Origin of the sequence: Brevibacillus daliensis, assembly GCF_021245735.1 — a bacterium.
In the GTDB taxonomy this organism is placed as follows: domain Bacteria; phylum Bacillota; class Bacilli; order Brevibacillales; family Brevibacillaceae; genus Brevibacillus_B; species Brevibacillus_B daliensis.
Genome location: NZ_JAJISB010000014.1, coordinates 60,795 through 81,096, shown reverse-complemented (window position 1 = coordinate 81,096; position 20,302 = coordinate 60,795). Strand labels below are relative to the sequence as shown.

Annotated in this window: 19 protein-coding genes; all 19 read left to right on the top strand. The window is 42.0% G+C overall.

All coding sequences use genetic code 11. The features are described 5' to 3' along the window. Positions 1 to 198 precede the first annotated feature (198 nt). The 19 genes from upp to LM917_RS12685 all read left to right on the top strand — a co-directional run bounded on the left by upp (position 199) and on the right by LM917_RS12685 (position 20,300). Complete coding sequence (gene upp / locus LM917_RS12775; RefSeq protein ID WP_232697907.1) at positions 199 to 828, top strand: uracil phosphoribosyltransferase; 630 nt, start codon at positions 199 to 201, stop codon at positions 826 to 828. Positions 829 to 837: 9 nt separating this feature from the next. After that, positions 838 to 2,004 carry a non-hydrolyzing UDP-N-acetylglucosamine 2-epimerase gene (gene wecB, locus LM917_RS12770; RefSeq protein ID WP_232697906.1) on the top strand — a complete coding sequence of 389 codons (1,167 nt, stop codon included), beginning with the start codon at positions 838 to 840 and terminating at the stop codon, positions 2,002 to 2,004. Positions 2,005 to 2,190: 186 nt separating this feature from the next. Then, positions 2,191 to 4,947, top strand: a complete 2,757-nt coding sequence (locus tag LM917_RS12765; RefSeq protein ID WP_232697905.1) for a phosphodiester glycosidase family protein — start codon at positions 2,191 to 2,193, stop codon at positions 4,945 to 4,947. A 238-nt stretch (positions 4,948 to 5,185) separates the two neighbouring features. Beyond that, positions 5,186 to 6,376 (top strand): acetyl-CoA C-acetyltransferase, encoded by a 1,191-nt coding sequence (locus LM917_RS12760; RefSeq protein WP_232697904.1) that lies wholly within the window; start codon positions 5,186 to 5,188, stop codon positions 6,374 to 6,376. A 124-nt stretch (positions 6,377 to 6,500) separates the two neighbouring features. Next, on the top strand, positions 6,501 to 6,713 hold the full coding sequence (locus tag LM917_RS12755; RefSeq protein WP_232697903.1) for an AtpZ/AtpI family protein: 213 nt from the start codon (positions 6,501 to 6,503) through the stop codon (positions 6,711 to 6,713). Between the two features lie 11 nt (positions 6,714 to 6,724). Beyond that, positions 6,725 to 7,093 carry an ATP synthase subunit I gene (locus LM917_RS12750; RefSeq protein WP_232697902.1) on the top strand — a complete coding sequence of 123 codons (369 nt, stop codon included), beginning with the start codon at positions 6,725 to 6,727 and terminating at the stop codon, positions 7,091 to 7,093. Between the two features lie 141 nt (positions 7,094 to 7,234). Then, entirely contained in the window at positions 7,235 to 8,032 is a 798-nt protein-coding gene (atpB, locus tag LM917_RS12745; RefSeq protein WP_507236592.1) for a F0F1 ATP synthase subunit A, read from the top strand. A gap of 52 nt (positions 8,033 to 8,084) precedes the next feature. Then, complete coding sequence (gene atpE / locus LM917_RS12740; protein WP_232697901.1) at positions 8,085 to 8,300, top strand: F0F1 ATP synthase subunit C; 216 nt, start codon at positions 8,085 to 8,087, stop codon at positions 8,298 to 8,300. A gap of 121 nt (positions 8,301 to 8,421) precedes the next feature. After that, positions 8,422 to 8,925 (top strand): F0F1 ATP synthase subunit B, encoded by a 504-nt coding sequence (gene atpF / locus LM917_RS12735; protein ID WP_232697900.1) that lies wholly within the window; start codon positions 8,422 to 8,424, stop codon positions 8,923 to 8,925. Beyond that, positions 8,922 to 9,449 (top strand): F0F1 ATP synthase subunit delta, encoded by a 528-nt coding sequence (locus LM917_RS12730; protein ID WP_232697899.1) that lies wholly within the window; start codon positions 8,922 to 8,924, stop codon positions 9,447 to 9,449. The genes atpF and LM917_RS12730 overlap by 4 nt, the downstream gene beginning before the upstream one ends. Before the next feature lie 32 nt (positions 9,450 to 9,481). Then, on the top strand, positions 9,482 to 10,993 hold the full coding sequence (atpA, locus tag LM917_RS12725) for a F0F1 ATP synthase subunit alpha (protein ID WP_232697898.1): 1,512 nt from the start codon (positions 9,482 to 9,484) through the stop codon (positions 10,991 to 10,993). Positions 10,994 to 11,072: 79 nt separating this feature from the next. After that, positions 11,073 to 11,933, top strand: coding sequence for an ATP synthase F1 subunit gamma (atpG, locus tag LM917_RS12720; RefSeq protein ID WP_232697897.1), 861 nt, complete (start codon positions 11,073 to 11,075; stop codon positions 11,931 to 11,933). Positions 11,934 to 11,984: 51 nt separating this feature from the next. Beyond that, on the top strand, positions 11,985 to 13,394 hold the full coding sequence (gene atpD, locus LM917_RS12715) for a F0F1 ATP synthase subunit beta (RefSeq protein ID WP_232697896.1): 1,410 nt from the start codon (positions 11,985 to 11,987) through the stop codon (positions 13,392 to 13,394). A 26-nt stretch (positions 13,395 to 13,420) separates the two neighbouring features. Further along, positions 13,421 to 13,822, top strand: coding sequence for a F0F1 ATP synthase subunit epsilon (locus LM917_RS12710; protein ID WP_232697895.1), 402 nt, complete (start codon positions 13,421 to 13,423; stop codon positions 13,820 to 13,822). 154 nt (positions 13,823 to 13,976) lie between these two features. After that, complete coding sequence (locus LM917_RS12705) at positions 13,977 to 14,720, top strand: DUF6042 family protein (protein WP_232697894.1); 744 nt, start codon at positions 13,977 to 13,979, stop codon at positions 14,718 to 14,720. Positions 14,721 to 14,977: 257 nt separating this feature from the next. Continuing rightward, entirely contained in the window at positions 14,978 to 18,097 is a 3,120-nt protein-coding gene (locus LM917_RS12700; protein ID WP_232697893.1) for a S8 family serine peptidase, read from the top strand. A 294-nt stretch (positions 18,098 to 18,391) separates the two neighbouring features. Next, on the top strand, positions 18,392 to 18,763 hold the full coding sequence (locus tag LM917_RS12695) for an NADH-quinone oxidoreductase subunit A (RefSeq protein ID WP_232697892.1): 372 nt from the start codon (positions 18,392 to 18,394) through the stop codon (positions 18,761 to 18,763). Then, the gene (locus LM917_RS12690; RefSeq protein WP_232697891.1) at positions 18,754 to 19,272 is read left to right on the top strand and encodes a NuoB/complex I 20 kDa subunit family protein; all 519 of its coding nucleotides are present in this window, start codon (positions 18,754 to 18,756) and stop codon (positions 19,270 to 19,272) included. Before LM917_RS12695 ends, LM917_RS12690 begins: the two co-directional genes overlap by 10 nt. Then, on the top strand, positions 19,269 to 20,300 hold the full coding sequence (locus LM917_RS12685) for an NADH-quinone oxidoreductase subunit C (RefSeq protein WP_232697890.1): 1,032 nt from the start codon (positions 19,269 to 19,271) through the stop codon (positions 20,298 to 20,300). Before LM917_RS12690 ends, LM917_RS12685 begins: the two co-directional genes overlap by 4 nt. The last annotated feature ends 2 nt before the right edge of the window (positions 20,301 to 20,302 follow it).

The following is a 20,302-nucleotide window of genomic DNA, read 5'->3' as shown; positions in this document are numbered from 1 at the left end:
GGTATTTGGTTTTACATATATTCATGCACCTGGGGAAGTCTAGATTTGGAAGGCGTTTTCTGTGATGTACTCTATTATTCTTAATTTTCTCCCGAATTGACGCTAGCGCTGTGCTCCTTTATGATAGTAAAAGCTTTATGAGAAAAGATAGTCTATATGTACATAAAGAATATAATTATAAAAATGGAGGTACTGCCTATGAGTAGTGTATATGTTTTTGATCATCCATTAATTCAACATAAGCTAACTTTTATTCGTGATAAAAATACGGGTACAAAAGAATTTCGTGAGCTAGTGGATGAAGTAGCAACGCTTATGGCTTATGAGATTACTCGCGATATGCCACTTGAAGAAATTGAGATTAATACTCCAGTTGCGACATGTAAGTCTAATGTTATCGCTGGTAAAAAAGTAGGATTAGTACCGATTCTACGTGCTGGTCTAGGAATGGTAGACGGCGTATTGAAAGTGATTCCAACTGCTAAAGTAGGACATGTGGGTTTATATCGTGACCCAGAAACCCTGCAACCGGTTGAATACTATGTGAAGTTACCAACTGATATCGCTGATCGTGAACTGATCGTAATTGATCCAATGCTTGCTACTGGTGGTTCTGCAGTTGCTGCTATTGAAGCTTTGAAGAAGCGTGGTGCAAAGCATATGAAATTGATGTGCTTGATTGCAGCTCCAGAAGGAGTTAAAGTAGTACAAGATGAACATCCAGATGTTGACATTTTTGTAGCGAAAGTAGATGAATATCTAAACGATCACGGCTACATCATTCCTGGACTAGGAGATGCCGGCGACCGTTTGTATGGAACGAAATAGGGGGACCATATGAAAAAGGTAAGAGTAATGACGGTATTTGGGACAAGGCCTGAAGCGATCAAAATGGCTCCGCTTGTTCACGAGCTGAAGAAGCACAACGAACATATAGAATCAATCGTGTGTGTAACAGCACAGCATCGTCAAATGCTGGATCAGGTATTAGAGATTTTTGACATTACACCTGATATTGACCTTAACATCATGAAAGATCGTCAGACTTTGATCGATATTACGACGCGTGGCTTAGAGAGCCTGGATAAGGCAATCAAAGAGGCACAGCCTGATATTGTTCTGGTTCATGGCGATACGACTACAACCTTTGTCGCTAGTTTGGCTGCTTATTACAATCAAGTAGCCATTGGTCATGTCGAAGCAGGTCTACGTACATGGGACAAATACTCTCCGTTCCCGGAAGAGATGAATAGACAGCTTACTGGGGTTATGGCAGATTTACATTTCTCTCCAACACAAGGTTCGGCAGATAATCTGCTGCGTGAGAATAAGCGAGAAGAAACCATCTACATCACAGGAAATACAGCAATCGATGCATTGCAAACAACAGTAAATGATGACTATCATCATCCTGTACTAGATAAAGTAGCGGGGAAAAAGATGGTGCTCATGACTGCACATCGTCGTGAAAATCTAGGTGATCCAATGCGACGTATTTTTCGTGCTGTTCGTAGATTGGTGGATGAGCATGAAGAAATTGCAGTTGTCTATCCAGTTCACTTGAATCCTGCCGTGCAAGAATTGGCGAATGAATATCTGGGTGGACATGAGCGAATTCAATTGATTGATCCGCTTGATGCATCTGATTTCCATAACTTCGCACGACATGCCCACTTGATATTGACTGACTCTGGCGGAGTTCAGGAAGAGGCACCTTCCCTTGGAGTTCCTGTGTTAGTATTGCGTGATACAACGGAGCGTCCAGAAGGAATTGTTGCGGGTACATTAAAACTGGCTGGTACGGATGAACAACAGGTATACGAGATGGCTAATGAATTATTGACTGATGCCCTTGTTTATGAACAAATGGCACAGGCAGCTAACCCTTATGGTGACGGACAAGCATCCAGACGGATCGTAGAAGCGATTCTATACCATTTTGGTAACATTTCTCAACCACCCCAACCTTTTCAACCTATAGCAGAAAAGTTATTATACAAATAAAGGCAAAAAAAGAGGCGAACAAATAAGATCGCCTCTTTTTTTTATATCGGAATCATCCGCTGATTCGAAATAAGTCTTTTTGAGAAAAAACACGGACAATATTGAAACTTGTATGCGTTTCTTTACGTCTAAACATTGTAATTGGGATAAAAGAGAGTAACCCGGAGAGAGGAGATTTTAGCGAAAATGAAAACGAAGCCAGCGAGGTTTCTATCGCTATTGCTGGCTACCACAGTAGCATGCGGAGTGATCGTTCCAGTTGTGATGCCCGCTTATGTAGCGGAAGCAGCAACTATTGGTCCTTTGACTACGGTATGGCAGACGCCAATCGGTGAAGGAACGACTTTGACTCATTCTGAGAAGGCATACGGCGACAAGAAATCAAAAATCTACATAACGAAGGTTGATTTAAACAATCCATATGTAGAAGTCAAACCTATCTACGGAACAAATGGAAACTTAACAGAGAGACAAACCATTACCAAAATGACCAATGAAGCAGGAGCAATTGCGGGTGTCAATTCTGACTTCTTCAATATGTCCAAAAAAGGAGCCCCTTTTGGTGTAGTGGTTAAAGATGGGGAAACCATCTCTTCGATGGGTCATCTACCCTATTGGTACAGCTTGGGGATTACCAAAGATAAGACTGCTTTCATTGAAGACTTTGGTTTTACGGGTAAGGTAACAGCCCAAAGTGGCAACACTTTAAGTTTGCGTGGAGTTAATAAAGAAGAATATTTGTCTTCGGCGGGGAAAAGCCATGAAAATCAACTGAATTTGTATACTCCTGCCTTCGGTAAAAATAGTTTGGGAACAATTAGTGGCTACAAAGGTGTTGTGGAGGTTGTCGTTCAGAACGACATCGTAACAGCGGTTAGGGAGAACCAGCCTGGCACAGCTATTCCAAGTAATGGATATGTGCTATGGGGACATGGTACAGCAGCATCATTCCTGAAGACAGAATTCCCGATTGGTTCAGTGGCTCAGGTGGACTACCAATCAATTGCCTCCTCTAAAGAGTGGGAGCAAGCAATGGGTGGACATCTGCTTTTAGTGAAGGATGGAAAAGCCTTGACTAAATTTACTGCGGATGGTGGGGTAACGGGAACTAATTCGCGGACAGGTGTCGGTGTTTCTCAAGACGGAAAAACTCTTTATCTGGTTAGCGTAGAAATGAGCAGTTCAAGTCGTGGCTTGAATATTCAAGAGTTTGCCAATTTGATGAAAGAGGTTGGTGCTTATACTGCTGCCAATCTGGATGGTGGGGGATCTCAAACCCTGGCTGTACGAATGCTAGGTGAGACAGAAGCTACACTAGCTAATCGACCAAAAGAAGGAACAGAGCGTCGTGTCCCAACAGGAATTGGTGTTTTTAATACTGCTCCTCCAGGAGAGCTAACAGGATTTAAATTATCAGGACCTACAGAGACATTAATTGGTCAAACTGTGCAATTTGAGGCAAAAGGATATGACAATCACTTCTTGCCATACAAGGTTGAGCCTAACCAAATCACTTGGGGCGTACAAGGTGATACAGGAAGCTTCAGTGGAAACAGCTATACTCCAACACACTCTGGTACTTCCGTTATCACAGCGAATGTTAATGGAGTAGAATCCAAAATGAATATTCACGTAGTAAGTGGAGCAGAAGTGGAACAGGTTATCGTTACACCTACACCACTTAACGTGATGCCGAATCAGACCTTACCGCTTGATATTAAGATCAAGACCAAGAAAGGTCAGCTTGTAAAAGCTACACCACTTAGCGTAAATGCTTCTGTTAACAATGATTTGGCAATTGTTAACGATCAATTGCAATTAGTGGTTGGTGATAAAGAAGGCAAAGCGACGCTCACGGTTTCCTATGACGGTAAAACGACAACCGTACCAATCTCCATTGGTGCTACGGAACAGCCGTGGATTAATTTTGATAATGTAACAGGTATTTCATTTGAGGGTAATCCAGCTGGATTAACATCCCAAGGCTCATTCTCACTAGTAACTAATCAAACAGATCCAGTTTATGGCTCTCGTAACTCTGCCAAGCTTGCCTATGATTTCAGTAACTCATCTCCGAGTGCAAACCGTTTTGTTTACGCTAAAATGGGAGCAACTCCACAAGTAATTCCAGGTCAGCCATTTGGATTAGGATTATGGGTGTATGGGGATAACAGTCATCACTGGTTACGTGCAGAGGTAATTGATGCCAACGGTAAAACCTTGTACGTTGACTTAGCCAAGGAAATTGATTGGGCAGGCTGGAAACAAGTTAGAGGATATTTCCCATCCAATGCAGCTTATCCACTTAAGCTGAAAAGCATATACATTGCGAATGTAGCAGAGAATGCAGGTTTACGCCCGGATATGGGAACACTCTACTTTGACGAATTATCTCTTTTGATGCCACAGGGGCAACAATTTACGGATATCGCTAATCATCCGGCAAAAAAAGAAATTGATTATATGACGTCCAAAGGTTATATCAAAGGAATTACTCCAACTACGTTTGGACCTGAGAATTCTCTAACGCGTGCCCAGTATGTAACGCTTCTCTCACGTGTCTTTGATTGGGAAATTCCTACTGCTGCTAATCTGACTTTTAAAGATTCTGTACCTGCTTATGCAGAAGGAGCTGTACAGGTAGCCGTATCAAAGGGTCTGATAAAAGGATATGATGACAACACCTTCCGTCCTGATAAGGTAGTAACACGTGCGGAAGCAGCGATCATCCTAGATAGACTTGTTAATCAGAAGGGAAGCAAAACGGTTACCCTGAAGGATAAAAATCAAGTTCCTTCTTGGGCATCTGATGCTGTGCAAAATGTTGCGAACCTAGGTCTGATTGATCCGGTCCAAGGTAACTTTAAACCAAATAGTCCAACAACACGTGCAACTTTTGTAGTGGCACTATACAGAGTATTACACAACTACCCTATTAAATAGGAAAGAACAAGACCTTCACGACTGAAAAAGCTGTGATGGTCTTGTTTTATTTTATTATCAGTAAGATGATGTGGCGATGTGTACAGTTTGTTGCACATATATTTCTTTATAATGATAGTTCTTATATGCTAAAGTAGAGTTTAGCGGCAAAAATGTATATAAATATCTGATTATTAGGAATGAATAGAATCAACTTATAAAATCGTCTATTCTGATATATTACTAAGGAGTGAATATCATGAAGGGTAATGACGTAGTTATTGTAAGCGCGGTTCGCACAGCTATTGGAAGCTTCCAAGGTTCGCTCTCCTCTGTAAGCGCAACCACTTTGGGTGCTGTAGTCATCGAAGCAGTTTTAGATAAAGCTGGTGTTAACAAACAACAAGTAGACGAAGTAATCATGGGGAATGTATTACAGGCTGGTTTGGGACAAAACCCAACAAGGCAAGCTGCAATACGTGCAGGTCTTGGGGAAGAAAAACCTTCGTTTACCATTAACAAAGTATGTGGTTCTGGGTTAAAAGCAGTGCACCTTGCAAGTCAAGCGATTAAAGCTGGCGATGCAGAAGTAGTGGTAGCTGGTGGTATGGAGAATATGAGCCAGGCACCTTATTTACTGGAGGGTGCAAGAAGTGGCTATCGCATGGGAAATCAAAAAGTAATTGACTCTATGATTAAAGATGGACTCTGGTGCGCCTTTAATGATTTTCATATGGGTATTACGGCAGAAAACCTTTGTGATAGATATCAAATTACTCGTGAAGAGCAGGATGAGTTTGCTGCTAGAAGCCAGGAGCGGGCTACGAAAGCGATCGAATCAGGTGCTTTTAAAGATGAGATCGTTCCTGTATCCATCCCACAACGCAAAGGGGAAGCAGTTCAATTTGAACAAGACGAATTTCCACGTGCTGGCGCTACGGCTGCCTTTTTAGGTAAATTGCGACCTGCTTTCAAAAAAGATGGCAGTGTCACAGCAGGTAATTCTTCTGGTATTAATGACGGAGCAGCTGCTGTATTACTAATGTCTCAAGCTAAAGCAGAAGAATTGGGACTTACTCCATTAGCTCGCATTGTTTCTTATGCAAGCGCAGGCGTTAGCCCAGAAATCATGGGTATTGGTCCTGTTCCTGCAGTGGAAAAGGCATTACAAAAAGCTGGTCTTACTTTGGATCAAATGGATCTAATAGAGGCAAATGAAGCTTTTGCAGCTCAATCATTGGCTGTAGGAAAAGAATTAGGAATCAATCAGGAAATCCTTAACGTTAATGGTGGCGCTATTGCTCTTGGGCATCCAATAGGTGCGAGTGGTGCCAGAGTTTTGGTTACGCTGGTGCATGCCCTCCAAAAGAGAGAGGAAGCTCGTTATGGCTTAGCAACGCTTTGCATAGGTGGGGGTCAAGGAGTTTCTTTGATAATTAAGAAAATTTAGTCAAATATGTGAAAGCTTTGTGACCAACAAATTGGTAAGTTGACAATATGAATAAATTTTCGTTAATATGTATAGGGTGTCAGCCAAGCTCTTCCATTTTTGTGAGAGGGGAGACGCGAAAAAATTGTCAAAAAAGGTAAATAATCCTTGGAGAGCTCTAGGATTAGTCAGTGTAATTGGAGCAGATCTGGCAATTTGTATCATAGCAGGCGTAATGGGTGGGAAATACTTAGATAACTGGTTACATACGTCCCCGTGGATTATGATGGTTGGGTTATTTCTAGGGTTAGGCGCAGGTATTATCAGTATGTACCATCTGATCCGTCCATATCTGTAGGGAGATGAAGAATGCAAAATTTTACGACTGCGATCCGTCACGTTATCCGCTTAATATCTATAGTCATCGCTGTGATCGCCTTGCTTTGGTTCATATTACCTGAGCATAGAATATTCTTGCAATCTTTGTTGGTTGGAGCACTCGCAAGCCTTGTGAATGGACTCGTTCTTTTCGCGAAAACATGGCGAGTAGGTAGGTTTGTAGAAGACCCATCAATTAAGCCTAGAGGAACTGGTATGGTAACAAGATTTGCAGTTTCAATATTTGCTGTATTCTTGGCGGTGAGATTTACAGATTTATTTGTCATTTCTGGAGTTTTACTAGCGCTATTCCTTTTTCAGGCAATTAGCTTATTTTTTATATATCGATCCATAAAATAGATGAATTACCTAAAAGTTGTCTTATAGGTTCACTAAATGTTAACTGCATTTGCTCAGATTAAACGTTACAATAAAGAATACGTTTTTTTAATTGAGCAGTATGCTTGCAATACATCTATATCAGAAAGGGGTGAACACATTGTGGATCATTTTACCTATCGATTTCAGCTAGGACCACTGGTTTTTGATTTAGCAACCATTATCATGATAGTTGTAACAGCGCTTGTGGTGTTTATTATGCTGGTAGCCATGACACGTAATCTAACAGCTGGTGTACCAAGAGGGACGCAAAACGTCCTTGAGTGGATCGTAGACTTCGTAGCAGGAATAGTTCGAAGCTTTATGGATACCAAAACAGCTGCGAGATTTGTAACGCTGGCGGTTACGCTTTTTCTATATATTATTTTAGGAAACTGGCTTGGCCTTGCGTTTAACGTCCTGACCGTGCACACCCCGGATAATACCAGTTCGGAGTTTATACACCAGTTGGCTATTTCTTCTAGTGATCAAGCAACTGCCGCAAGAGAGGCAAAAATCATGAATGCATTTGAAGATCATAGTGTCCATGTTGCTTGGTGGAAATCTCCTACAGCTACAGCAAGTGTAACTTTCACGCTAGCGTTGACTGTGCTGCTTTATTCTCAATGGATTGACATTCGTCGGGTGGGTGTAGGTAAGTACTTTAAACACTTCCTGAATCCAATTCACTTATTGGAAGAGTTGGTAATTAAACCGTTGACGTTACCACTTCGTTTATTCGGTAACATTTTTGCCGGTGAAGTTCTAATTTCTTTCTTATTAAGTGCTAGTATTTTCATTAGTACAATTCCGTTGATCATTTGGTTAGGATATTCAGTATTCGTTGGTGCTATCCAGGCTTATATTTTTACAACATTGACGATGGTGTATATTTCACAAAAACTAAGTGATGGACACTAAAGATATGTAAGGCAATTTAACTTTTTTGAAACCTTGAGGAGGTAATTTTAAAATGATGGAAATCGCAATTGGTGTAATTTTTGGTTTAGCAGCGCTTGGCGCAGCGATTGGTAACTCCCTTGTTATCTCTCGTACTATTGAAGGTGTTGCGCGTCAACCAGAAGCACGTGGTAATCTTATGGGTCTTATGTTCCTTGGTCTTGGTCTTGTTGAGGCGGTTCCGATCATCGCGGTTGCGGTTGGTTTCATTCTGTTCGCACAAATGTAATTTGCAAAAAACTTGTTGTGGGCGGGGGCTAGTAGGCTAGGTCTTCGCCTTCCTTGTTGTGAAATGATTGATAATGACTAATGTCTAGATTTTCCTGATAGTCAGGAAGGAGTGAAAAACATTGATCGACTTGGGAGCCTTAACGCTTGAATGGGGTTCGATGCTTTTCCAATTCATCGCTTTCCTCATTCTTCTGGTAATTGTAAGGAAGTTTGCGGTTGGTCCGGTGACAAAAATTATGGAAACGCGTCGCCAAAATATTGCATCTGAAATTGAGGCAGCAGAAAAAAACCGCAAAGAATCAGAAGGCTTTATTGCGGAACAACGTCGTTTGTTAGACGAAGCTCGTCAAGAAACAAAAGCGATTCTTGAACGTGCATCGAAACAAGCTCAAGACGAAGAAGCACGTATCAAACACGAAGCGTTAGAAGCAGCTGCTCGCATTAAAGCAGAAGCAACTGCAGAAATCGCACGCGAAACAGAAAAAGCTAAAGAAGAACTGCGCAAACAAATGGCAGGGCTTTCTGTTATGTTGGCTTCCAAAATTATTGAAAAAGAATTGGACGAAGCTACACAAAAAGAAACAATTGATCAGTTCCTGAAACAAGTAGGGGATCGCTTATGAGTGGAGCGATCGCACAACGCTACGCACGCGCTCTTTTTGAAATTGCGGATGAGCGTGGATTAATCGACCAAATTGAAGTTGAATTGCAAGATTTACATCAAGCAGTTCAACAAGTACCGGATTTTGAGAAAATTTTTATGCACCCGCATATCGATGCTTCTTCAAAAAAAGGGTTACTGGATGATTTGTTTCTAGGAAAAGTAACACACGAAACGCTAAATTTTCTCTATGTGCTTATTGATAACAAACGTGAGGGAGAGCTCGAAGAAATCTCCAAAGCGTATGTGGAAATGGCAAATGAGAAACGTGGACTTGCCGATGCAACAGTAACGACAGCAAAACCGATAAGTGAAGAGGAGATAGCTCAATTGGGTGAACAGTTCAGCCAATTGATTAACAAAAAACTTCGTCTGCAAAGCGTAGTTGATCCTTCTATCTTAGGTGGCGTTGTAGTGAAAATCGGTGATCGTCTGTATGACGGCAGCCTGAAAACGAAGTTAGATAATTTCGCGCATCAAATATAAATGACGCTTGGTTGAATGGGGTGAATCGTAAAGTGAGTGCAATCAGACCTGAAGAAATTAGCTCGCTTCTTAAGGAGCGTATCGCTAATTATAAAGCTGAGATCGAAATCGCAGACGTTGGTACAGTTATCACAGTAGGTGACGGTATCGCACGTGTACATGGTTTGGAAAAAGCAATGCAAGGTGAGCTTCTTGAGTTCCAAAACGGCCAAATGGGTATGGTACTCAACTTGGAAAGCGATAACGTGGGTGTAATTATCCTGGGTCCTTTCCGTGATATTAAAGAAGGTGACACGGTTAAACGTACAGGCCGTGTTATGGAAGTTCCAGTAGGGGAAGCGCTTCTTGGACGCGTAGTTAACCCGCTTGGTCAACCAATCGATGGTCTTGGTCCAGTTGCGACTACAGAATATCGTCCTATTGAGAACAATGCTCCTGGTGTAATGGATCGTAAATCCGTTCATGAGCCATTGCAAACAGGTATCAAAGCTATTGACTCCATGGTACCAATCGGTCGTGGTCAGCGTGAGTTGATCATCGGTGACCGTCAAACTGGTAAAACGGCAGTTGCGCTTGATGCGATCATTAACCAAAAAGGCAACGGCATGATTTGTATCTACGTTGCTATCGGACAAAAGCAATCAACAGTAGCTGGTGTAGTAGAAACACTGCGTAAACACGGTGCTCTTGAATACACAATCGTTGTATCTGCAACAGCTTCTGATCCAGCTCCTTTGCTATACTTGGCTCCTTATGCTGGTGTAACAATGGGTGAATACTTCATGTACCAAGGTAAACATGTACTTTGTGTATATGATGACCTGACAAAACAAGCAGCTGCTTATCGTGAGTTGTCCCTATTGCTTCGTCGTCCTCCAGGTCGTGAGGCTTATCCAGGTGACGTATTCTATCTGCACTCCCGTCTACTAGAGCGTGCAGCTAAGCTTTCTGATGAACTGGGCGGAGGTTCTTTGACTGCACTTCCTTTCATTGAAACCCAAGGTTCTGACGTATCTGCTTATATTCCGACAAACGTTATCTCTATCACGGATGGTCAGATTTTCCTAGAGACAGACTTGTTTAACGCAGGTCAACGTCCAGCGGTTAACGCCGGTATCTCTGTATCCCGTGTAGGTGGTGCGGCTCAGATCAAAGCAATGAAAAAAGTTGCTGGTCCACTTCGTCTGGATCTTGCTCAATACCGTGAGTTGGCTGCGTTTGCGCAGTTCGGTTCTGACTTGGACAAAGCAACTCAAGCTCGTTTGACTCGAGGGGAGCGCGTTGTTGAAATCCTGAAACAGCCAGCATACAATCCGATGCCTGTTGAAAAACAAATTATCGCTATTTATGCAGCTACAAAAGGTTTCATTGACGAAATTCCTGTTCAAGACGTTCGCCGTTTTGAAAAAGAGATGCTTGCATTCTTTGACTCCAATAAACCACAATTGTTCGAACACATTCGTACAACGAAAGAGCTGCCGGATGAGAACGAACTAAAAGCAGCGATCGAAGAGTTTAAAAAAGGCTTTGCTCCTAGCCGTTAATCATCGGGCATCGATAGATACTGTGCATGCTGGGTTCATTTGCGAATTCAGCATGCGTTTCCCAAGGTGGTGAAAATGAGTGGCTCAAGGTATCCGTGAAGTAAAACGCCGTATCAAAAGCGTAAAAGACCAACGTCAGATTACCAAAGCGATGAAAATGGTATCCACAGCTAAGTTGCGCCGTGCACAGGACCAGGCACAAGCAGGTCGTCCGTATGCACAAAAGGTACAACAGGTAGTAGCAAGCATTGCTGCTGGTAATACCAGCTTCAAGCATCCAATGTTGCAAACCCGTCCGATTAAAAAGACAGGTTACATCATTATTACATCTGACCGTGGTCTCGCTGGTGGATACAACGGGAACATTATTCGTAAGCTTATCCAAACGATTAATGAAAACCATAAATCACAAGACGAGTATACAATTTTTGTAATCGGGCGTAAGGGTCGTGATTTCTTTGTAAAAAGAAACTACCCGGTTATCGGTGAAGTCGTAGGACTTCCGGAATTGCCTAGCTTTGCTGATATTAAAGATATTGCCAGTACAGCAGTTAAGCTGTATGCGGATGAACAGATTGATGAACTATATCTTTGCTATAACGAGTTTGAGAGTGCAATCTCTCAAATTCCACAGGTAAATCGATTGTTGCCACTTCAATCAGTTGACTCTGCTGAAACGGGTTCTAACTATGAATACGAACCGGATGCAGAAGAGGTTTTGGCTTCAATTTTGCCTAAATATGCAGAGACATTAATCTTCAGTGCATTACTTGATGCGAAAGCGTCCGAACATGGCGCGCGTATGACAGCGATGGGCAATGCGACAGATAATGCATCAGACATCATCGATCGCTTAACACTCTTCTATAACCGTGCCAGACAGGCTGCAATCACACAAGAAATCTCTGAGATTGTTGCTGGTGCGAACGCACAAGTATAAACAAGTTACTTATAAAGGCTTCCAATTAGCTTTTAGGAGGGAAGAATTAAGATGGCGAAAGGGCGCGTAGTTCAGGTAATGGGACCGGTTATTGACATTGAGTTCGACCGTGGTCATCTGCCTGCTATCTATAATGCGATCAAGATTAATTACAAAGCACAATCCTCTGGTGAGCGCGATATCGACCTAGTATGTGAAGTAGCACTTCACCTAGGTGATAACCTGGTTCGTACAGTTGCGATGTCTTCCACAGACGGTTTGATCCGTGGTACAGAAGCAATTGACACTGGTGCAGCTATTTCTGTACCAGTTGGGGATATTACACTAGGACGTGTATTTAACGTTTTAGGTGAACCAATTGACATGATTGAACTGGGCGACGTTCCTCGTCGTGATCCAATTCACCGTCAAGCACCTCCATATGAAGACCAAGCTACTTCTACTGAAATCCTTGAAACAGGTATTAAAGTAGTAGACATGCTAGCTCCATATGTTAAGGGTGGTAAAATCGGATTGTTCGGTGGTGCCGGTGTAGGTAAAACCGTACTAATCCAAGAATTGATTAACAATATCGCACAAGAGCACGGCGGTATCTCTGTTTTTGCTGGTGTAGGTGAACGTACTCGTGAGGGTAATGACCTGTACAATGAGATGAAGGATTCCGGCGTTATCAGCAAAACAGCGATGGTATTCGGACAAATGAACGAACCACCTGGTGCACGTTTGCGTATCGCACTTACAGGTCTTACAATGGCGGAATACTTCCGTGATGAAGAAGGCCGTGACGTGCTTCTGTTTATTGATAATATCTTCCGTTTCACGCAAGCAGGTTCTGAGGTATCTGCCCTTCTAGGCCGTATGCCTTCAGCAGTAGGTTACCAACCAACCCTTGCAACTGAGATGGGTAGCTTGCAAGAGCGTATCACATCTACGAAAAAAGGTTCTGTTACTTCTATCCAAGCAATCTACGTACCAGCGGATGACTATACTGACCCGGCACCTGCTACAACGTTTGCTCACTTGGATGCAACAACAAACCTGGATCGTGGTATCTCTGAAATGGGTATCTACCCTGCGGTTGACCCACTAGCTTCTACTTCTCGTGCTCTATCACCGGATATTGTAGGTCAAGAACACTATGACGTAGCTCGTGGCGTTCAAACGATCCTGCAACGTTACAAAGAACTTCAAGATATCATCGCCATCCTAGGTATGGATGAGTTGAGTGATGAAGATAAAGTTACAGTTTATCGCGCTCGTCGCGTACAACGTTTCTTGTCTCAACCGTTCCACGTAGCAGAACAATTTACTGGTTTACCTGGTAAATATGTTCCTGTTAAAGAAACAGTGCGTAGCTTTAAAGAGATTCTAGATGGTAAACACGATTCTCTTCCAGAAGCAGCGTTCCTGCTTGTAGGTACGATTGAAGAGGCAGTAGAAAAAGCAAAATCCATGATGTAAGACAACCCTGAAAGGGGGAGGCCATAATGAGTAAACTCACAGTGGAAATCGTTACTCCTGAACGGGTTGTCTATAGCGGCGAAGCGAAGATGGTAATTGTGCGTGGTGTGTCGGGGGAGCTAGGTATTCTCCCTCAACATATGCCGATTGTCTCACCGTTAAAAGTTGCTCCTGTTCGGATCTTGTTTGAAGAAGGCAAGGAAACTATAATTGCCGTTAGCGGTGGTTTTATGGAAGTAAGCGATAATAAGGTAACGATTTTAGCAGAATCTGCCGAGCTACCAGGTGATATTGACCCTGATCGTGCTGAAGAAGCGAAGAGACGCGCTGAGAAACGCCTTAGTGACAAAACTTCGGATCTTGATATCAAGCGTGCGGAATATGCACTACAACGTGCTATTATGCGTTTGGATGTTTCTCAGAAATAGTAAACAAAAATCCCCGGCATCAGGCATGCTTGGGGATTTTTCTTTGGAAATTGGAAAGTTACCGCCCAGTTTGTGTATAATATAGCTAATACTTTCTACGGTTCCTAAGAAAGAAACTTAGTGAAACGCTAGTTGTGAACAAGGAGAGTGTAATATGCAAACAATACAAGACCTTCGCAAAAAGGGCAGCGATGACGTTGTCATTCCAAAAGGATATGATACGAATGGCTGGAGCAGTGTTCTCTCCCACGAGATGAATGTACTGTTTAAGGCATTGTGCTATGCTGTGAACAATTTTGACTCAAAAGAAGAAATGCTGAAGTCCGTCCGAGCAACAAAAGCTTTGGAAGGAACTTTTGACACGTTGGACAAGGCTAAATTCCAGGACGAACAAAACTATGAAAACTACATGATTCTTCTGGCAAAATTTAAAGCCTTCCTGAAGCGTTCTGATTATGATTACCCAAAAACAGCGGATGAAGCTATCCAGATGTTTATTAAATGGGGATTGGTTATTGATAAGGATAGCTCCTTTGATATACCAGTTACACCGTTCCCAGAGGTAGCTGACACATTCCAACTTCGTGATGATGAGGCACAAGCTCTATATCACATCCGATTGGAATCTTTAATTCATCCAGTGTTCAGCCAATTGGTTGCACATTTGCATGAAAAAGAGGAGAACACATTTACCTTCACCAAAAATGAATTAAAAGATTTATTGAAAATTAACGATAACATGTTGCTTGAAGTTCTCGTTAAACTTACTCCTTACATGGAAGAACCGGTTGATAACTTCCCAGCACTTGGTGAAGACGATCAGTTTACATTTACCATGATATGGGAACGTATTTATGAAGATTTCTTAGGTACTTCTAATCCTGGAGGTCTTCAATAATAGTGTGGAATAGTAAGAGGCGTATCTTTGAAAAAATAAGATACGCCTCTTTTGTGTGTATATTACTTTGATTAATAATGTGAATAATGTGATGAAATAGATAATGTAACTAAAAATGGTAAAAATGAATCATACGTTTGTCGGAAAATACTTACTTTGGACATAGAGGAAAATAAAGTTACCTGAAGAAATGATATATACTGATTAATTAAAAAAATCAGATTAATTAATTATATTTTATTATGGGGAGGAAGAGTATGTTGCACAAAACAAAGAAATTAACCGGTATTGTGCTCACAACCAGCTTATTGCTTGGTTCTGTTCCGTACAATGCAATGGCAGCCAATTCAAAGGATGGGCTAAGCCTGGATACACTTAAGAAAGTAAACAAACTGCAAACTACTGCAGAGGCCAAGGGGAACAAAGATTCAAAACCAGCAACGTACATAGCGCCTGAGTTGAATGTGCGCTCAACTGAAACGGTAACAGTCATTGTACAACTTCAGGCTGAGCCTGTGGTAGTAGCAACTAATAAAACAAAAAGCTCGGAAAAACAAGCTCGTTCTTTGGTAGCTGCTGAGCAGGATGATCTTGAATCATTTGCATCCAGTGAAGGATTAGATGTAGAGATCGAAAACAAATTTGATGTTGTATTTAATGGTATGGTAGTAACCTTGCCTGCCAATGAAATTCCTAAACTTGCTGAAAACCCTAATGTTAAAGCGATTTTTAACAACGATGTAATCTATACAGTGCCAACGGTAGAGAATTTACCAGAGGGCAAATACGATGTAAATCCATTGAAGGTATTAAAAGTACCGGAAATGTGGGAAAAAGGGTATACAGGAAAAGGTATTAAAGTAGGGGTATTAGATACAGGTGTAGACTATTTGCATCCTGATTTAAAGGGTGCTTATAAAGGTGGATATGATTCCATTGATAACGATAGTGACCCGTATGAGCAGGCACCAATCCCTATCGAAGATGATGAAGAAGGAGAAGGCTACGCAGGTTCCAGTCATGGATCACACGTATCGGGTACAATTGCAGGACGAGCAGAAAATAAAACATCTGATGTGCATGTTCGTGGTATTGCTTATGAATCAGATTTATATGTGTATCGTGTATTAGGACGTAAAGGCGGTTCGAATGCACAGGTAATTGATGGTGTTGAGCGTGCCGTTAAGGATGGTATGGATGTAATTAACCTATCTCTAGGAGACAAGAATGAAAAGAATGCCAATTCTCCTATTGGTATCGCACTGAATAACGCAGCTTTGGCTGGGGTTGTACCTGTTGTATCCAGTGGTAACTATGCGGATGAAAATCCTGATCAGTTCTACTTTACGACAGGCTCACCATCGCAAACTCTACTTCCAATCACAGTAGGAGCTACAACTCCACCTTCACAAACGTATCAAGGCAGTGCTTCCACTTCATTTGGAGGAAACTACAATTTGCCTGTGATGGCTAACCAAACTGGAAAAACTGATTTTGCAGAAATTCTAGGCACTAACCCATTGCCTGTGGTATATGCAAATCTAGGCAGTCCAGATGATTTCAATAAGGTTGATGCCAAAGGAAAGGTTGCAGTGGTTTCTCGTGGAGGATTTGCATTTGTAGATAAAGTCTCTAATGCATACAAGGCAGGAGCAGTTGCTGTTATTATCTTCAATGGTAATGATGCAAACGGTGATGGGCTGGCTGACCTGGATAATCCAGGACGTGAAGGCTATAGCAACACCAACCTAGGTGACCAACCTGATGGTGTACCTACCTTTGATATGAAAGGTTCCGATGGATGGGCACTGGCTAAGCAAATTTTGGCTGACCCAGCAGGTGCTGCTTCATTAACAATGACATTCAGTGCGGACTATCCAATTACGGAAGATGAAGGAGATCTAATGGCTGGTTTCAGTTCCCGTGGACCTGCTATGGATGATTATTACTCTATTAAGCCAGACATTACGGCTCCAGGGGTTTCTATTTTGTCTGCAAGACCAGCTTGGCAAAAGGACATCCCAAATGCTAACTATGACACCGCTTATGGCCGCTCCAATGGAACAAGTATGTCTGCGCCACATATTTCTGGTCTAGTTGCCTTATTAAAAGAAGCGCATCCAGATTGGACTCCAATGGATATTAAAGCAGCTCTGGCTAATACGGCTGATAACATTCAAGATGAGGAAAATGTTCAATATGATGTATACTCGCAAGGTTCAGGACGCGCTAATGGTTTAGCAGCAATTGAGACCCCTGCAGTTCTGCAAACAGTTGAAAAAGTAACGATTCTTGATACCAACTTTAACCCAAAAACGATTATGTACAATGGCTCTAACCTGAGCTTCGGTATGATGTCAGCTGATAGTAAGAAGCAAGTAAAAACACTTCAGTTGAAAAACCTTTCTGATGATGACGTGAGCTACAAAGCAGAGGTTATTATGCATGATGAGGTAACTACTCATCCGAAATATCCGGAAGCTACACCAAATGTAAAAGACATAAAGGTTGATGTATCGAAGAGCAATATTAAGGCTGATGATGGGGAAATAACCCAATTTACACTAGAGGTAAAACCGGATAAGAAAGCGAAAGATGGTGTATACGAAGGTGAAGTGCGTCTGACTAGTAAAGATGGACACCCTGATCTTCACTTGCCATTTGTAGTTCATATCGGTGATGAAAGAATTGATAACCGAATTGGTTTAGATGATTTCAAATTCACAGGTAATATTAACCCGGATACTCCTACTGTGACAGCCACTGTTGACTTACAGGCAAAAGATGCGAATATAGTCTATTTGGAATTGATCTCTCTGGATGATGTGGAACTAGGTATTTTAGGTGCATACTACAAAGAAGATGCAAATGGTAACTGGAGTATCCTGGAGCCAGGTAAGATCACATTTTCTGATATTAATGGAGAGTATATAAGCTACGAAACAAACGAGATTGTTAAAGCGGAAAGCGGTAAATACAACGTTCGAGCTGTAGCTATGTATAAGGACCCAGAAAGTACGGAAGAAGAGCCATTGATTTATCAAGCATGGAAAACACTCTCTATTCAAAATGATATAGACAGTACGGAAAATGCGGAAATAAAAGCAGCGATTAAGCAAGCTGCAAAAGATTTCGAAGCAAAAGTTGTAAATGTAAACGAGGTAAATAAGGCAGTTCTTGAATTGCCAGAAACGACGGAAGATATCACTTATAAAGTCGTGGAGAGCTCTCGAACTCGTTACATTGACAATGATGGATACTTGGTTTCTGTACCAAAAGGGAAACTAAAAGATCCAGTGATTCTTACAGTCGAAATCTCTTCTTCCAAAGTGCCTTCAATTAAACAAAAGGTTGAAGTTAGAGTTAAATTTAAGTAAAAGATGATGACGACGATGATGACGTTAAAAAAAGTATGTAAGTAAGGATAAGTAGTAGCGAGTAAGAAGAATAGTAAAAAGACCACATCCCTACAATTTATCAGTAGTGGATATGGTCTTTTTTTCTTTGAGTATAAATTAAATGAAATTTTTGATAAAATAAATAAGTGCATTGATGTACTCATTACAATAAAATCCTGAGATGAATGAAAGGGCTTTCTTGTACTGTAATGTACAGATTTGTTATAATTATGAAGAAATTTAAAGACCTAGAGTAATAGGGAGGGAAAGTGGATGGATGCAGTTTATGCAAACAACTATGTAATCGTAGCCATCTTTTTACTCCTGGGTGTACTGCTGCCAGTTGCGTCGGTAAGTATAATCGGGCCAATGCTGCGCCCACATAGGCCTACGCCTGAGAAGCAAACCACCTATGAGAGTGGTAACATCCCGATTGGAGACAGTTGGGTTCGTTTTAATGTAAAGTATTATATTTTTGCTCTCCTTTTTGTTATTTTCGATGTTGAAACGTTATTCCTCTATCCGTGGGCAGTCGCCTACAATCAACTTGGTCTTTTTGCATTTGTAGAAATGTGCATCTTTATTGTTCTGCTTGTTACGGGACTACTGTATGCATGGAGAAAGAAGGTGCTGGAATGGGAATAGATTTACAAAGCATCGAACATGAATTGCAAGAAGAACTAAACCGCAATGTATTATTCACATCTCTAGAAACACTTAAAGGTTGGGTTCGAAGTAACTCTCTTTGGCCGTTAACATTTGGACTTGCCTGTTGTGGCATCGAAATGATGGGAACAGGTGGAGCACATTATGATTTAGACCGTTTTGGAGTCATTTTTCGACCTTCACCAAGACAATCTGACGTCATGATTGTAGCTGGAACAGTAACGAAAAAGATGGCACCTCTATTAAGAAGGTTGTATGATCAAATGCCTGAGCCCAAATGGGTAATTGCAATGGGATCATGTGCAACAGCAGGAGGTCCCTATATCAAATCGTACAGTGTAGTTAAAGGTGTCGATCAGATTTGTCCTGTGGATGTTTATATTCCTGGATGTCCGCCCAGTCCGGTTGCTTTAATTTATGGAATTAACAAGTTGCAAGAAAAAATCCGCTATGAATCCAAGACAGGAAAGCGGGTGGATCTACAGTGAGTGAGGAAAAACGCAAGCCAACGCCAGAAGAAAAAGCAGCAGCAGCGGCGGTAGCTAGAGCGAAAGCAAAGGCTGCTAAAGAAGCAAGAGAAGCACAGGCGAATGCAGCGGAATCCGACACAGGCGAACCGAATGGAGAAGGCAGAGCAGACGCACCCCAAGCAGAGCCACCTATAGAAAAACGCAAGCCAACGCCGGAAGAAAAAGCAGCAGCAGCGGCGGCAGCTATGGCAAAAGCAAAAGCTGCTAAAGAAGCAAGAGAAGCTGCAAATGGAACAACAAGCGATGCTGATCCAGATGCGAAGGCAAAGGCAGCGGCGGCAGCCAAGGCGAAAGCGGCAGCAGCGGCGGCGGCAAAAGCGAAAGCTGCTAGAGAAGCCAATGCAGGTGAAACATCTGATGCAGGTATGGATGAAGATGCGAAGGCAAAAGCAGCGGCAGCAGCCAAGGCAAAAGCAGCAGCAGCGGCGAAAGCAAAAGCGGCAGCAGCGATCAAGTCAAATACGGGAGCTAGCTCAGTAGAACCAACAGCAGAAGAAGCCCCACCCTCCAAGAATCAGCCTTATCTTGATCGATATGTTCAAATCCTTACAGAGCGATTCGGTAAGGAAAGTATAGAAGATTCCTACATCAACAGGCTGTCAAAAGAAGTCCCCACTTTACTCATCAAGAATGAACACTGGCATGGTATTGCTCAATTTCTAAAGGAAGAACCAGCATTACAATTTGATTATCTATCTAACTTGCATGGGGTTGATTATGAAGACCGCATGGAAGTCTACTATCATTTTTATTCGTATGAGCATCATCACAGCTTAGCTGTCAAAGTAAAAACAACTCGCGAGAATGCTTCAGTCTCATCTGTAACCGATATTTGGGCAGGGGCCGACTGGAATGAGCGGGAAACTTTTGATTTGTTAGGCATTGATTTTCCCGGACATCCAAATCTGGTACGAATCATGATGCCGGATGAATGGATAGGTCATCCGTTACGCAAAGACTACGAGCCATTTGACGAGGGGGTATAACC

What these genes read in the sequence shown, in the direction of transcription:
- LM917_RS12730 (WP_232697899.1), top strand. Translation starts at nt 8,922, where the DNA reads ATGAGTGGAGCGATCGCACAACGCTACGCACGCGCTCTTTTTGAAATT.
- LM917_RS12760 (WP_232697904.1), top strand. Translation starts at nt 5,186, where the DNA reads ATGAAGGGTAATGACGTAGTTATTGTAAGCGCGGTTCGCACAGCTATT.
- atpD (WP_232697896.1), top strand. Translation starts at nt 11,985, where the DNA reads ATGGCGAAAGGGCGCGTAGTTCAGGTAATGGGACCGGTTATTGACATT.
- upp (WP_232697907.1), top strand. Translation starts at nt 199, where the DNA reads ATGAGTAGTGTATATGTTTTTGATCATCCATTAATTCAACATAAGCTA.
- LM917_RS12705 (WP_232697894.1), top strand. Translation starts at nt 13,977, where the DNA reads ATGCAAACAATACAAGACCTTCGCAAAAAGGGCAGCGATGACGTTGTC.
- LM917_RS12695 (WP_232697892.1), top strand. Translation starts at nt 18,392, where the DNA reads ATGGATGCAGTTTATGCAAACAACTATGTAATCGTAGCCATCTTTTTA.
- LM917_RS12700 (WP_232697893.1), top strand. Translation starts at nt 14,978, where the DNA reads ATGTTGCACAAAACAAAGAAATTAACCGGTATTGTGCTCACAACCAGC.
- wecB (WP_232697906.1), top strand. Translation starts at nt 838, where the DNA reads ATGAAAAAGGTAAGAGTAATGACGGTATTTGGGACAAGGCCTGAAGCG.
- LM917_RS12690 (WP_232697891.1), top strand. Translation starts at nt 18,754, where the DNA reads ATGGGAATAGATTTACAAAGCATCGAACATGAATTGCAAGAAGAACTA.
- LM917_RS12750 (WP_232697902.1), top strand. Translation starts at nt 6,725, where the DNA reads ATGCAAAATTTTACGACTGCGATCCGTCACGTTATCCGCTTAATATCT.
- LM917_RS12765 (WP_232697905.1), top strand. Translation starts at nt 2,191, where the DNA reads ATGAAAACGAAGCCAGCGAGGTTTCTATCGCTATTGCTGGCTACCACA.
- LM917_RS12710 (WP_232697895.1), top strand. Translation starts at nt 13,421, where the DNA reads ATGAGTAAACTCACAGTGGAAATCGTTACTCCTGAACGGGTTGTCTAT.
- atpE (WP_232697901.1), top strand. Translation starts at nt 8,085, where the DNA reads ATGATGGAAATCGCAATTGGTGTAATTTTTGGTTTAGCAGCGCTTGGC.